The 12,916-nt window shown below is 66.7% G+C and carries 11 protein-coding genes; 7 read left to right on the top strand and 4 right to left on the bottom strand.

Annotated elements, in window-relative coordinates; all coding sequences use genetic code 11:
- Positions 1–16: 16 nt before the first annotated feature.
- Genes LZC95_45805 through LZC95_45795 form a run of 3 tightly spaced genes read right to left on the bottom strand, consistent with a single transcriptional unit; the run spans position 17 to position 3,979 of the window.
- Positions 17–1,996: a hypothetical protein gene (locus tag LZC95_45805; protein ID WXA93757.1), complete on the bottom strand. Its 1,980-nt coding sequence runs from the start codon at positions 1,994–1,996 to the stop codon at positions 17–19.
- A 30-nt stretch (positions 1,997–2,026) separates the two neighbouring features.
- A complete protein-coding gene (proC, locus tag LZC95_45800) occupies positions 2,027–2,866 on the bottom strand; it encodes a pyrroline-5-carboxylate reductase (GenBank protein WXA93756.1) in 840 nt (279 codons plus the stop codon).
- 18 nt (positions 2,867–2,884) lie between these two features.
- Positions 2,885–3,979: a TerB family tellurite resistance protein gene (locus tag LZC95_45795; protein ID WXA93755.1), complete on the bottom strand. Its 1,095-nt coding sequence runs from the start codon at positions 3,977–3,979 to the stop codon at positions 2,885–2,887.
- 69 nt (positions 3,980–4,048) lie between these two features.
- Here LZC95_45795 and LZC95_45790 point away from each other — a divergent pair, with 69 nt between their 5' ends.
- Positions 4,049–5,038: an ADP-ribosylglycohydrolase family protein gene (locus LZC95_45790; GenBank protein WXA93754.1), complete on the top strand. Its 990-nt coding sequence runs from the start codon at positions 4,049–4,051 to the stop codon at positions 5,036–5,038.
- Here the strand turns inward: LZC95_45790 and LZC95_45785 are convergent.
- Positions 4,989–5,834, bottom strand: coding sequence for a kinase/pyrophosphorylase (locus LZC95_45785; GenBank protein WXA93753.1), 846 nt, complete (start codon positions 5,832–5,834; stop codon positions 4,989–4,991). The two genes, LZC95_45790 and LZC95_45785, sit on opposite strands and share 50 nt — an antisense overlap.
- Before the next feature lie 485 nt (positions 5,835–6,319).
- On the opposite strand from LZC95_45785, the gene LZC95_45780 reads away from it, so the two are divergent.
- The 6 genes from LZC95_45780 (at position 6,320) to argF (ending at position 12,873) form a co-directional block, all read left to right on the top strand.
- Positions 6,320–6,787 (top strand): hypothetical protein, encoded by a 468-nt coding sequence (locus LZC95_45780; protein WXA93752.1) that lies wholly within the window; start codon positions 6,320–6,322, stop codon positions 6,785–6,787.
- Between the two features lie 73 nt (positions 6,788–6,860).
- Entirely contained in the window at positions 6,861–7,928 is a 1,068-nt protein-coding gene (gene argC, locus LZC95_45775) for an N-acetyl-gamma-glutamyl-phosphate reductase (protein ID WXA93751.1), read from the top strand.
- A complete protein-coding gene (gene argJ, locus LZC95_45770) occupies positions 7,925–10,057 on the top strand; it encodes a bifunctional glutamate N-acetyltransferase/amino-acid acetyltransferase ArgJ (protein WXA93750.1) in 2,133 nt (710 codons plus the stop codon). The genes argC and argJ overlap by 4 nt, the downstream gene beginning before the upstream one ends.
- Positions 10,035–10,517 (top strand): arginine repressor, encoded by a 483-nt coding sequence (locus LZC95_45765; protein ID WXA93749.1) that lies wholly within the window; start codon positions 10,035–10,037, stop codon positions 10,515–10,517. The genes argJ and LZC95_45765 overlap by 23 nt, the downstream gene beginning before the upstream one ends.
- A gap of 2 nt (positions 10,518–10,519) precedes the next feature.
- Positions 10,520–11,962, top strand: coding sequence for an argininosuccinate lyase (gene argH / locus LZC95_45760; protein WXA93748.1), 1,443 nt, complete (start codon positions 10,520–10,522; stop codon positions 11,960–11,962).
- Entirely contained in the window at positions 11,959–12,873 is a 915-nt protein-coding gene (gene argF / locus LZC95_45755) for an ornithine carbamoyltransferase (protein WXA93747.1), read from the top strand. The genes argH and argF overlap by 4 nt, the downstream gene beginning before the upstream one ends.
- Positions 12,874–12,916 lie beyond the last annotated feature (43 nt).

Raw genomic sequence — 12,916 nt, 5'->3', positions numbered from 1 at the left:
GGAATCATCGCCGCTGCTACCAACGGGTGCGACGGAAGAAGGTGCCCCAGTGCTCGACATTGGATGCGCCGACTTCCGTCCAACCGGAGTCCTTGGCGCGCAGCGTGGAGTAAATAGGGTCGGCGTTTCCGCAGAAGACCCAAGTGGCGCCCGTGGCCTCGACACGGGCGAGAAAATCCGGGCCGCTGGGGACGTAGACGACCTTGTTGGAATAGTCGTTGTTCCAAAAGAGGCCAACGATGGCGCCATCATTGTCACCCGTCGCGAGCACGGCGCCCGGCCCGAGTTGCCGTTCGCGAGCGAGGCCCGTCTCCAGCGGGATCGCCGATCCCGATGTGAGGCTCAACGTCGGTGAAATCGCGGCGGCCGGCGTGAACTCGCGTGCCGGATACGGGATGCGTGCGAGCTCCAGGAGCTCCGACGGCCTGTACCACCACCGCGGTGTCCAGAAGAACGCGATGATCATCCCCACGGTAACCGCGGCAACGGCACCCTCATGCAAACGCTCGAAGCCGCGACGGCCGCACGCCCACGTCACCAGGGCCGCCGCCATGGCCGTGTGCGCCGTGTAGTAGCGGGCACTCCAGAACGGCGCCGGGTCGAGGTAAATGCTCCCCAAAAGGACGACCGTCACGTAGGCGATGGTGACGGTATTCGTGCTCATGCCCCAGCGTCGAACGCGCCAAATACGCCCGAGGGGGGCGCGGACGATGACGAAGACGAGCGGTACGAGGCAAACGGCGGCGAGGGGAAAGAAGAACCAGCCGGAGATGAACCCGTACTCATTGAGTTGGGTGGCGTGTCCGAGCGGGCGCGAATAGGGGATGTTCGTAAGGTTGTCGAGTAGGGTTCCCAGAGGCTGGCCGGCTTCGACACCATCCGAGTGTCCCTGCCAATGGATCCCGAGGCTCGGGTTGTCGTAAACGAGGTCCGGCCAAAACGGATTGTGGAAGTTTCTCCAGTTGCGAAAGTACGTCCACGTGGTGGGCACGGCCATCATGGCGCTGCCTGTCAGCAAGGCTCCAAGGGTATGCCGGGGGCGGCTTCGCACGTGATTCCAGATTGTGCGGGCGAGCACGATCAGGCTGATGACGCCCACGGGTGCGAGTGCGAGGACCTTGGCCCCAATGGCCATGGCGAGGCACATGGCCGTAAGCAGCATGTCGCGCAGACGAAACGGCGCGCGCGTACCGAAATACAAAGCGCCCAATACGAGGAGCGACGTGTGCAGGTCCACGTAGACGCTGCCCAGCAGGATCGACGTTCCCGGCATGATGAGCATCACCGCCGCCCAACCTGTGGGGACCACGCGGTCGTTCGCATGCCGTTTCACGAGTAGGTATACGAGCAACATGAACAGCGGCGCGAGGAAGCTGTTCGCGATTTCGATGAGGCGTCGATCGGTGAAGATGACGAACCACAATTGCGTCATCTCGCAAAGGGCGGGGTACCCGTTGACCTTTTGCACGCCCGACGCCGGGGGAAGCGGGATTCCATCGAAGAGGAATCCGTGGTTTTGCAAGGTGAAGCCGATGACAGGCTCGTGGTACCAGGTCGCGTCCCACTGACGCCACGACGGCGCGTAGTACGACGTGATGCCCGTCCACACGATGAGCCCTGCGCTGAAGAGCAACCCGAGAAGCACCAAGCTGCGCGCGCGCCACGCGTCGCGGAGCGCAAGGAATGGCATGAGCGCCTCCTCGCCGAGATCGCGCAAGACCTGACGAAGGAAGGGCCAAAGAGGGCGCCCCAATGCTGCACCCGCGAAGACGGCCACCGAGAAAGCGCCCGAGGTTACGCCCAGCGCCCGCGCCGTCAGGAGCCGGGTGCACGCGAGTGCGTAAATGGGAAAAACGATGATCGCGTTGCAGAGCAGGCCCGTGGCTGCTGCCCGCTCCGCACGCGATTCGTAGCGCATACGCGCGGCAACGGCCGCAGCAGCGAGCAGCGCGAGAAGGCTCAGGATAGAGAGAACGACGACCCGCAGGACGAACATGGACGACGCGCGGTCAATACCAGTCGCGCGTCATTTCCGCATCTTCTGCGTCATCTGTTGGCCCAGTTCGGCGGCGCGGAGGCTTGCGCTTTCGACGGCGTCGATGAGCGTCTTGCGGAGGGCGCCCGATTCGAGGGTGTGCAGGCCTGCGATGGCGGTGCCGCCGGGGCTCGTGACCATGTCCTTCAAGCGACCTGGGTGCTCGCCCGTTTCGAGAAGGAGTTTCGCCGAGCCGTAGACGGTCTGCGCGGCCAACAGCAGCGCGGTGTCGCGGTGCAGGCCCATTTTGACGCCGCCGTCGGCCAGGGCCTCGATGATGAGCATGATGTACGCGGGGCCGCTGCCCGAGAGGCCGGTGACCGCGTCGAGGAGCGGCTCGTCCAAGGTCACCACGCGGCCGACGGCCTCGAAGAGCGAACGCGCGATTTCCAGATCGGACTCCGTGGCGTGCGAGCCCGGCGAGATGGCCGTGGCACCTGCCAACGACGTGGCCGGCGTGTTCGGCATGGAGCGGACGACGCGCGCATGCGAAGGCAGGCGGCCCTCGAGGGCCTCGAGCGGAACGCCGGCGGCGACGGAAATGACCAACGTGTCGCGTCGGAGATCGCCCGCGATGGCGTCGAGGACGCGGTCGAGCACCTGCGGCTTCACGGCGAGGACGAGCACGTCGACGGTGCGGGCGAGCTCGTGGTTGTCGCTCGTCACGCGGATGCCGTGCGTGGTCTGAATGTGCTTCAGGCGGTCAGCCTTGGCATCGCTCGCATAGATCTCGGACGGCAGAAAGACGCCGGCGTGGAGCAGACCTTTGATGAGCGCCGCGGCCATGTTGCCGGCGCCGAGAAATCCTACCGTTCTTCGCTCTTTGGACATTGTCGTTGCTCTCTCTTGCTACCGCATGCCGCTGGCCAGGGTTGCCAGCGCTTCGTCGATGGGCCCTTCCACCGAAGCCCGGATGCGCCCGCCCTCGTCGCCGAGTTCCGCCGCGATGCGATCGAAACGTGCGCGCAACGCCGAGCGGCGCGACAACGGCGGGTCCTCGTGCAGCGCCGCGCCCCATGCCGCCGCGAGTACGGCGCCGCGATCGGTGGCGCTCAATCCCGCGTATCGCTTCTTGATCTCGCCTTGCCCCGGCTGGTGTGCGAGCACCTCCTCGTGGTAGCGCGGCGGCGCCGCCAGTCGCCCGAGGGCCGGGACCAAGTCGGTCCCGGAGCCCGCCGCGCGATCCGCGAGCAACGTGCGGACCACCTCCACCAACGCCAGCCCGATGAGCCGCCCCGTCTCCGCGCGCGCGTTGGCCGCGCTCCGCGCATCTTCCACTTCCTCCGGCGTGCGATGAAGCTTCACCGCGAGCGCTCGGATCACTTGCTCCTCGCGGGGATCGAGGCCGTCGGCGGCGGCCGCGTACCATGCTCCGCTCAGGACGGCGCGTGCGACGTCCACCTCGAGATCGCCGTAAATATCGAGCCGTTCCACGCTGATCGGATCCTCGTCCAGCAGCGATTGCGCGTCATCCTCCGGCAGACCGAGCGCACCAATCAGTGCGGCGATGTTGCGCCGCTCCACCTTGTCGAACAACCCGTCGGCGGAGAGCACCGCGCGCAGCGATCGCACCGCGAGTGCGCCGAGACGCTTCACGCGCTGCACTTCTTTGTCGCTCGGCTTCGATGAAAAGAACGACCGCAGGCCCCGCGCGCCGACCTCCAGGGTCACCTTTTGCTTGAGCACATCGGCCATGGGCAGCCACACCGGCGGCGCAATGGGCGCGATGGCCCGCGTGAGCGCGACGATCCACGCGTCCTCCGACTCGAGCATGCGCGGCGAGGACGTGCCCTGCGCGAGCGCCACGTGTGCCTCATGACGACGCTTGAGAATGCCTTCCACGGCATCGCGTGTCGCGCCCGGCGCGGCGATGGTGGCGAACATTGCCGCCTCGGCCAGCACGGGAACCAGTTGCGTGAGGGCGAACGTCGCCGGATCGGTCATGGGACCCGTACGGTACACCCCGGGCCGCGTGGAATACAGAGGGCCGCTCGAACGTCGGAATCCACGCGCATGGACCTCTTTCGACAAGACCGGCTGGCTGGCACCTTGCTCGGTGTGGCCGCCAACGACGCGATCGATGGAAACGGTGTCGCCACCGTCCAATCGGGCATCGCCGCCGCGGCCCTGGCGACCGCCTCCTCCCCGGAGCAAATCGCCACGGCCTTCCGTGGAGCCCTGGTCGGCTGGTCGTTGCGACATCCGTGGACAGCGGATGCCGATACGCTTCACGCAGCGGGCTGCATCGCCCTGGGGCTTCGCCGCTCGGGCACGCTGTCACCCACCGGCGGTGCCGCGGCCCGTGCCGCCATCGTCGGCGCCGCCATGCCGTACGACGTGGACGAGCGCCTTGCCGTCGGCCGCGCCCTTGCCGAGGTCACCCATGCCGATCCGCGCTCCGTCGACGCGGCATTGTTCGTGGCCGAGGTAGCCGCCGCCTGCGTCCTCGCACCGGCCAATGGCGACCGGTCCAGCATCGTCGAGCGTGCCCGCTGGGTCGTGCGCGCGCCCGAGCTCGTGGTGGCCCTGCACTTCGCGCTCGAGCTGGTCGAGAAAAAGGTGACCATGGACCTCGCCGTGCGCGAGCTCGGCATCGGCAACGACGTCACCGAGGCGGTGCCGCTCGCCGCCTTCGCCTTCATGCGCTTCGGCGACTCGCTCGACATCGCCATGGAACAATTCGCCCCCGCCGTGGGCACGCCGTCAAGAGCGGCCCCCCAAGCCGGGCCTGGGGCTCGCGCCAGCCGGGCCATTCTCGGCGCCTGGATCGGCACCTTGTCCGGCGCCGCGTCCTTGCCGTGGGGCCGCATCTCCCGCCTGCGCGAAGGCCCCTTCGGGCCCACGCGCCTCCGCGAGCTCGCCGCATCGCTGGCCACCCTCACCGCCGATCCGGAGCCCCTGGAGGAGCCGCGTGCGAACGGCCCCTCCATCTGCAGCGTCGTGCCGATGGAACCTAAACGATGGCCGCCCGCGCGTTCTTCGTCTGCTCGTCGCGTTCTTTGAGCGACTCCAGAATGATGACCGCGGTCTCCTCGATGGCGCGCCCGGTCACGTCGATGACCGGCCACTGCGGGTGCGCGCGGAAAATCTTCGCCGCGTACTCGAGCTCCTCTTTCACCTGCTCGCGCAGGCCGTAGCTCGCATCGACGGGCATGCCCAGCTGCTTCAGGCGTGCCTTGCGGATTTCCACGAGCTGATCGAGCCCGATGGTGAGGCCGACCACGCGATCTTGCGGGGCCTCTTCCAACTCCGGCGGCACCTCGAAGTTGAGCACGATGGGCAGGTTGGCCACGCGAAGACCGCGCTGCGCGAGCAATGTCGACAGCGGCGTCTTCGAGGTGCGGCTCACGCCCACGAGCACGATGTCCGCCTTCTTGAAATTGCGCGGCTCTTTGCCGTCGTCGCTCTTGACGGTGAACTCCACCGCCTCGATGCGACGGAAGTACTCGTCCGACAGTGGCAGCATCGCGCTGGGCGTGTTGATCGGTTGCCGATCCAAATAGGTGCCCAGCTTGCCGATGAGCGAACCAATCAGATCGAGCGCCTCGACCCGCAGCTCGTAGCTCGATGCGTGGATGTACTCACGAAGCTCCGGGCTGACCACGGTGAAGACGACGAGTGCCCCCTCCTGGGCCGCACGCTCGAGCACCGGACGAGCCGATTCCCTCGTTCGAACGCGCGTATGCAGACGGATCTGGACACCCGAATGGGGGAACTGCAAAAGCGCGGCGCGCACGACCTTTTCGGCCGTTTCGCCGGTGGAATCACTGAGTACGTCGATGGTGCGAATGTCGCTCAACCGAGCCTCCGATTGCGTTGCAGGGGCAGTACGGGAAGTACGTTTATCAACCTCCGTGGCGTTCCGCTAACTTCAATCGCGGTGCCGCGGCACTTGTTTCGTCGCGCGCAGCGAGGTCAAGCCTGGCTCCGCCGCTGGGTCCATGAGGCCCCACCTTCTTCGAATTTTGTCCTGGGTGGACGCTTCGGGCGGGGTGAAACATCCGATGTTCATTTGCCAATGAATCCGCGCGATTTCGAGCGGAAACGAAGCAAACTGGACCAGTGTCCTACATAGGTATACTTCATGCTGAGCGGCGATTGAAGACGGAGGCGTCCCCGCAGCTCATGAATCCCTTCGACCCCCGCGAATCCCGTGAAAGGAAGACCGATCCTTCCATCCACCGCTCGCAGCTCCCCTCGGTGCGCCGCACCCAGCGAAGCGAGCTCGCCATGGCGGTTGCCCGGGATCGACACCTACCTGTATCGTCCTCGAGGAGTGGTGGCATGTCGGAATCGCGCGAGCAGGCCGAGCAGAAGCGAGAATCGCTGAACGGAGCGCGCGTTCGTTTTCTCCTCCTGGGCCTCATCATTGGCGCTTCGGCCATCGTGGCCTTCACCAACGACGACCCATCGTTCGGTACGGCCAACGTGGTTCAGCAAGCGATGCCCTCGGCGTCGACGCTCCCGCAGGCCATTGCCTCCGCCATCCTTCCGCGCCCGCCCGAGTCGGCGCGCATCCCCGAGGTCGACGTGAACAAGCTGCCCAAGGCCGCGCCCGATCCGTCGGCGGCGGCTGCGAGCAAGCGCGCGGGGAATTCCAAGGGAAAGAAGAAGGGCGAGGCCGACGATTCGAAAAAGGCCGCGGCCGCTCCCAACGCCGCCGGCGAAGGCGAAATGGCGCTGCCGCCCGGCTTCCAGCAGGTGCTCGAGGGTATGCAGGGCTTCGGAAGCGCATTCAAGAGCGAAGACTGAGAAACTCTTCGCTTTTGTAACGCGTTGGTTGCTTGACAGGTATGCATAACGGTCGCATAAACATGCGCCTCCTATGCATACAGCGCCCATTGCCGTTCTCGGAGGCTCCGGTTACGCCGGCATCGAGCTGACCTATTTGTTAGCGCACCACCCGCGCGCCCGCCTGGAGGTCGTATCGAGCGATCGCTGGGTCGGCGATTCGGTAGCCAAACAACTCGCCATCTCGGGCAAAGCCGGCGAGCGCGTCTACGCGTCCTTCGACGAAGCCGCGGAGCGCGCGAAGGAATGCGCCGTCGTGCTCCTCGCCACGCCCGCCGAAGTATCGGCCAAGGTCGCTCCTGGGCTGCTCGCCGCCGGCTGCAAAGTCATCGATCTCTCGGGTGCGTTTCGCCTGACCGACGCCGGTGTCGCGCGCGCCTACTACGGCAAGGACGTGGAGAGCTCGAAGTCCGACGTGGCCGTGGGCGCCTACGGTCTGCCCGAGTTTTTCCGCGACGAGGTGGTGGACGCGAAGCTCGTCGCCAACCCCGGTTGCTATGCCACGTGCGCCGCGCTGGCCTTGGCGCCGCTGCTCGAGCAGGGACTCATCGCGCGCACCGATCTGGTGGTGAGCGCCGTTTCGGGCGTCACCGGCGCCGGGCGCAAAGCCACCGAAGAATACGGCTTCGTGGCCATCGACCAAGACGTGCGCGCCTACCGCGTGCTGGCGCACCAGCACACGCCGGAGATCGCGCAGACGCTCCAGCGGCGCGTGGAATCGTCGGGCGGGCCCATCGATCTGACCTTCACGCCGCACCTGGTGCCGCTCGCGCGCGGCATTTTGAGCACGGCGTATGCGCGCTTGGCGGTGCAGGCCTCGTCGGCCGATCTGACCGCGGCGCTGAGCAAGGCCTACGCGAACGAGCCCTTCGTCACCGTGGCGCGCTCGCCGAACGACGTGTCGCTGAAGCAAGTCGTGGGAACGAATCGATGCGTCATCGGCGTCGCGTGCGAAGCGAAGTCGATGGGGCGCGTCGTCGTCGTCTCCGCGATCGACAACCTTCTGAAGGGGGCGGCCGGGCAAGCCGTCCAGAATCTCAACCTCGTACTGGGTTGCGACGAGGACGCCGGCCTCACGCAACTCCGGAGATTTCACACGTGAAAAGCCCCATCGGGTTCAAGTTTTCAGGCCTTGGAGCCGGCATCAAGCCGAAGAAGAAGGACCTCGCACTGGTGTTCAGCACCGTGCCGGCGCAAGCCGCGGGCGTCTTCACGCAGAATGCCGCCAAGGCGGCGCCGGTGGTGGATGCCGAGGCGCGTTTGCCCGCCTCCGGTGTGCAAGCCGTGGTGGTGAACAGCGGCAACGCCAACGCGCTCACCGGCCCGGCGGGCCTCGAGGCCGTGCAGCAGGTGAACGAGACGCTCGGCGCGGCGTTGGGTGTGCCTGCGTCGGCAGTGCTCTCGGCATCGACGGGCGTCATCGGCGTGCGCCTTCCCGTCGACAAAATCGTCGCGGCGGCGCCGCGCCTGGTCGAGACCTTGGGCGAGGAGCCCGAGGCCGCCGCCGAGGCGATCCTCACCACCGACACGCGCATGAAGATGGCCAGCCGCACCTTGGATCTGGGCGGCACCGAGGTCACCATCTCGGCCATCTGCAAAGGCTCGGGCATGATCGCCCCGGCGCTCGCGACCATGATCGGGGTCGTCGTCACCGACTGCGCCATCCAGGCGAAGCTCCTGCAAACGGCCTTGCGCCGCGCCGCGGTCACATCGTTCAACCAGCTCACCGTCGACTGCGACATGAGCACGAACGACGCCGTGTTCATCCTGGCCAATGGGGCCGCGAAGAACCGGCCCATCGAAGAGCCCGGCCCCGAGTACGAGCGCTTCGCCGCCGCCCTGGAGAGCATCTGCCAAGAGCTCGCACGCGAAATCGCCGCCGACGGCGAGGGCGCGACGAAGCGCATCGAGGTGCGCATCCACGAGTCCCCCACCGTGGAGCTTGCGCGCGACATCGCGAAGAAGATTGCCGGCTCGCCGCTGGTCAAGTCGGCCATCTTCGGCGCCGACCCGAACTGGGGCCGCGTACTCGCCACCGTGGGTGCGCACACCGGCACGCTCGGCCTCACCGAGGTGAAGCCGGATCTCGCGACGGTGCGCATCCAAGGCGTGACCGTGTACCGCGCGGGCGACATCTTCGAGCAGCGCGAGCTCCTCAAGGCGAAGATGCGCGAGCCCGAGGTGCTCATCGAGGTCGACCTCGCCGCGGGCAAGGAGAGCGGCGTCGCGTGGGGCTGCGATCTCTCGTACGACTACGTGAAGATCAACGCCGACTACACCTCGCTCATCGTGGAGACGCCCTCGGGCGGCGTGGCCAAGGACGATCGCTTCTCGAACTACAGCCCCGCCTTCAAGGTGTCGCTGTTGGTCGAGGCGCTCCGCTACATCGAGAGCTTCAAAGGCCAGCGCTGCGTCGTGAAATACGGCGGCGCCGCGATGACCAAGGAATCGCTGAAGCACTCGTTTTGCCAGGACATTCTGCTCCTGCGCGCCGTCGGCTTGCGACCCATCGTGGTGCACGGCGGCGGGCCGGACATCACGCGCGCCCTCGAGCGGCATGGGTCGGGCACGCCCGAGTTCATCGATGGCATGCGCGTCACCTCGGCGGCGGATCTCAAGGTCGTCGAGATGGTCCTCACCGGCTCGATCAACACCGAGCTCGTGACCTTGCTCAATCGCAACGGCGCAAGCGCGGTGGGGCTGTCGGGCAAGGACGCGGCGCTGCTCAAGGCGAAGAAGCTCGTCAAGCCGAACGGACCCGATCTGGGGCACGTGGGCGAGCTCGTGGAGGTCAACGCCGGGCTGCTCAACTTGATGCTCGATCAGGGCTACATCCCGGTCATCTCGCCCGTGGGCCTCGGAAACGACGGCCACAGCTACAACCTGAACGCCGACATCGTGGCGGCGGGTGTGGCGGTGGCCACCAAGGCCGAGAAGCTCATTTACCTGTCCGACGTGGCGGGCATCCTCGAGAACGGGGAGCTTCTGAGCGAGCTGTCGGCATCCGAGCTTCGCGCCAAAATGCAGAGCGGCACGGTGAAGGGCGGCATGGCCGTCAAATCCGAGTCGATTTTGAAGGTGCTCCAGTCGGGCGCCACCAAGAACGTGCACGTGATCGATGGGCGCACGCCGCACTCGATCATCGCGGAGCTCTTCACCGAGAAGGGCGTCGGAACCATTTTGCACGTGGACGACGCCGGAGAGAGCCATGGGGCCAGTGCGTCCAAATGAGTCGCTCTCTCGGCGTGAAGCGATCCGGCATTTGATCCGGACGGAGCAAATCGGCACGCAAGAGGAGCTGCGCGAGCGCGTCGCGAAGCTCGGATTCGACGTCACGCAGGCGACCCTCTCGCGCGATCTCGCGCGGCTTCGGGCTCGCCGCGTGACCTTGGCCGAGGGGGGCATGGTGTACGAGATCGAGGGCTTTCCCGCGGCGGCCCCGCGCGGTGGAGACCTCGAGCGGGTGCGCGACATGGTGACCCATGTCGCCGCGGGCGATGGGCTCGTGGTGGTGCACACGCTCCCGGGCGCCGCCTCCGCGGTGGCGCGCGCGCTGGATGCCGCCAAGCTCAGCGAGCTATTGGGCACCATCGCCGGGGATGACACGATATTTCTCGCGCCCGCACGCGGCGTGGCCCCGTCCAAGTTGGTCAAGGGGTTGATTTCGGTCTGGAAGAAAGGAATGCAGTAGCGATGATTGCCAAAACGGCCGCCGCCGGCGGGCCCACGCTCTTGCCGGAAGTCCTCGCGTTCACGAGTTCACTCTCGCTCGATCGCGCCCTGATCCGGGAAGACCTCCTGGGGAGCCTCGCGCACCTCACCATGCTCTCGCGCCGTGGCATCGTGCCGCAGGAGCAGGCGCGTGCCATCCGCGAGGGGCTGGTGAGCATTTGGGACGCCGTGCAGGCGGGCACCTTGCAGCTTCCCGACGAGGAAGACGTGCACATGGCCGTCGAGTCGCTGCTGACCAGCAAGCTCGGTCCGACCGCAGGTGCGCTGCATGCGGCGCGTTCGCGCAACGACCAGGTCGCGCTGGACCTACACCTGTACGTCCGCGAGCAATGTGCGGAGATCTTCACCTCGCTCGTCAAGCTGCTCAGCTCCATCGTGGAGCGCGCCGAGGTGGAGTCGTCCACGATTCTGCCGTCGTACACGCACCGGCAGCGCGCGATGCCCATCACGCTGTCGTACCTATTCGCCGCGTACGGCGCCATGCTCGCGCGTGACATCGACGCGTTCTCCTTCGTGCTGCAGCAGGCGGACGCCTCGCCGCTCGGCGTGGGCGCCATCGCCGGCACGTCGCTTCCCATCGACCGGCAGTTGGTGCGCGAGCTGCTCGCCTTCGAGCGCATCACCGCGAACGGCCTCGATACCGTGGGCGATCGCGATTTTGCCCTCGACTATGCCTACGCATCGTCGCGATTGCTCGTGCATACGAGCCGCATCGCCACGGACTTCGTCGACTTCGCCTCCCCGGAGTTCGGCTTCATTCGCCTCGATGGCGCCATCGCCTGCGGGTCGAGCATGATGCCGCAGAAGCGCAACCCCGACCTGTTCGAGCTGGTGCGCGCCAAGAGCGGCGCCGGCATTGGCAACCTGGTCACGTTGCTCGTGGACATGAAGGGCCTGCCCAGCGGCTACAACCGCGATTTGCAGGAAGACCGCGGGCCGATCCTCGCCACCGGGCCGCTCGTTCGCAGCGTGCTCGAGATCCTCGAGCTCGGCATCGGGCGCGTCACCTTCGACAAGATGCGCTGCCTGCAGGCCGTGGAGCAAGACGCCACCCAGGCGACCGACGTCGCCGAGGCGCTCGTGCAGAAGGGGCTCCCATTCCGCACCGCCTACCAGCTCGCCGGCACCTTGGTGCGTGCGTGCCAGGATGCGCGCGTGCCGCTCGCCAACGTCACCACCGAGATGGCCCAGGCCGTCGATCCGCGCCTCGACGACGAGGTGCTCGCAGCCGCGCGCATCCGCGGCGCCGTCGCGCGCAAGACCAGCCCCGGCGGAACGGGGCCCGATTCGGTGCGCGAGCAATTGCAGTCTTTGCGTGAGGTCGTCACGCGAACGAAAGCACGCGTGGAGTCGATCCCGCGTGTTGCGACCCTATTTGCCCAATTGCGAGAGGCTTCCCTATGACGACGAAGCGTGATTTCCTCCAGCTTGCCGATCTGACCCGCCAGGAGCTCGATCAGCTCTTCGCGCGCTCCGCGGTGCTCAAGGCCGATCGGCGCGCGCGCAAGACGCACCAGACCTTGGCCGGGCGTACCTTGGCCATCGTGCTCGAGAAGAACTCCACGCGCACGCGCCTCTCCTTCGAGGCGGCGATCCATCAGCTGGGCGGGCACGCGATCACCTTGGCGACGGCCGATAGCCAGCTCTCGCGCGGCGAGCCGATCGACGATACGGCACGCGTGACCTCCAGCTACGCCGACGGCATCGTGTTCCGCACCTTCGGCGACGATCGCCTTCAGACCTTGGCGCGCGCGTCGAGTGTGCCGGTGATCAACGGCCTCTCGGCGGGCGGCCACCCGGTGCAGCTTTTGGCCGACTTGTTTACGGTCATCGAGCGCCTTGGCACGCTCGAAGGCCGCAAGGTCGCCTGGGTCGGCGATGGCGCCTCGAACATGGCGTTCTCGTGGATCGAAGCCGCGCGCATCTTCGGCTTCGAGCTGCGCATCGGCGCGCCCAAAGAGTACGCGCCGCCCGCGTCGGTCCTCTCGACGGTGGGTGCGGGTGCACGCGTTCACGTCGTGAGCGATCCGCGTGAGGCGGTGCAGGGCGCCGACGTCGTGTCCACCGACGTGTGGACCAGCATGGGCCAAGAGGCGGAGAGCGCGGAGCGCCTTCGCGTGCTCGGCGGGTACCAATTGGACGCGGCCCTGCTCGCCAAAGCGGCCCCGTCGGCCATCGTCCTCCATTGCTTGCCCGCGCACCGCGGCGAGGAGATCACCGGCGAGGTCATCGACAGCCCGCAGTCGGCGATCTTCCAGGAGGCCGAAAATCGCCTTCATACCTCGAAGGCGCTGCTCGAGCTCCTGCTCGCTTGAAAATGAATTTTTAAGGCTTCCGGTTGGGGTCTGCCGGAGCCAG

Source organism: Sorangiineae bacterium MSr12523 (assembly GCA_037157775.1).
GTDB lineage: Bacteria > Myxococcota_A > Polyangia > Polyangiales > Polyangiaceae > Pendulispora > Pendulispora brunnea.
The sequence above is the reverse complement of the archived record's forward strand: the minus strand, read 5'-3'. Positions and strand labels throughout refer to the sequence as shown.

Coding starts and splice junctions, on each gene's coding strand:
- LZC95_45805 (WXA93757.1), bottom strand. CDS start 1,996: ATGTTCGTCCTGCGGGTCGTCGTTCTCTCTATCCTGAGCCTTCTCGCG.
- proC (WXA93756.1), bottom strand. CDS start 2,866: ATGTCCAAAGAGCGAAGAACGGTAGGATTTCTCGGCGCCGGCAACATG.
- LZC95_45795 (WXA93755.1), bottom strand. CDS start 3,979: ATGACCGATCCGGCGACGTTCGCCCTCACGCAACTGGTTCCCGTGCTG.
- LZC95_45790 (WXA93754.1), top strand. CDS start 4,049: ATGGACCTCTTTCGACAAGACCGGCTGGCTGGCACCTTGCTCGGTGTG.
- LZC95_45780 (WXA93752.1), top strand. CDS start 6,320: ATGTCGGAATCGCGCGAGCAGGCCGAGCAGAAGCGAGAATCGCTGAAC.
- argC (WXA93751.1), top strand. CDS start 6,861: ATGCATACAGCGCCCATTGCCGTTCTCGGAGGCTCCGGTTACGCCGGC.
- LZC95_45765 (WXA93749.1), top strand. CDS start 10,035: ATGGGGCCAGTGCGTCCAAATGAGTCGCTCTCTCGGCGTGAAGCGATC.
- argH (WXA93748.1), top strand. CDS start 10,520: ATGATTGCCAAAACGGCCGCCGCCGGCGGGCCCACGCTCTTGCCGGAA.
- argF (WXA93747.1), top strand. CDS start 11,959: ATGACGACGAAGCGTGATTTCCTCCAGCTTGCCGATCTGACCCGCCAG.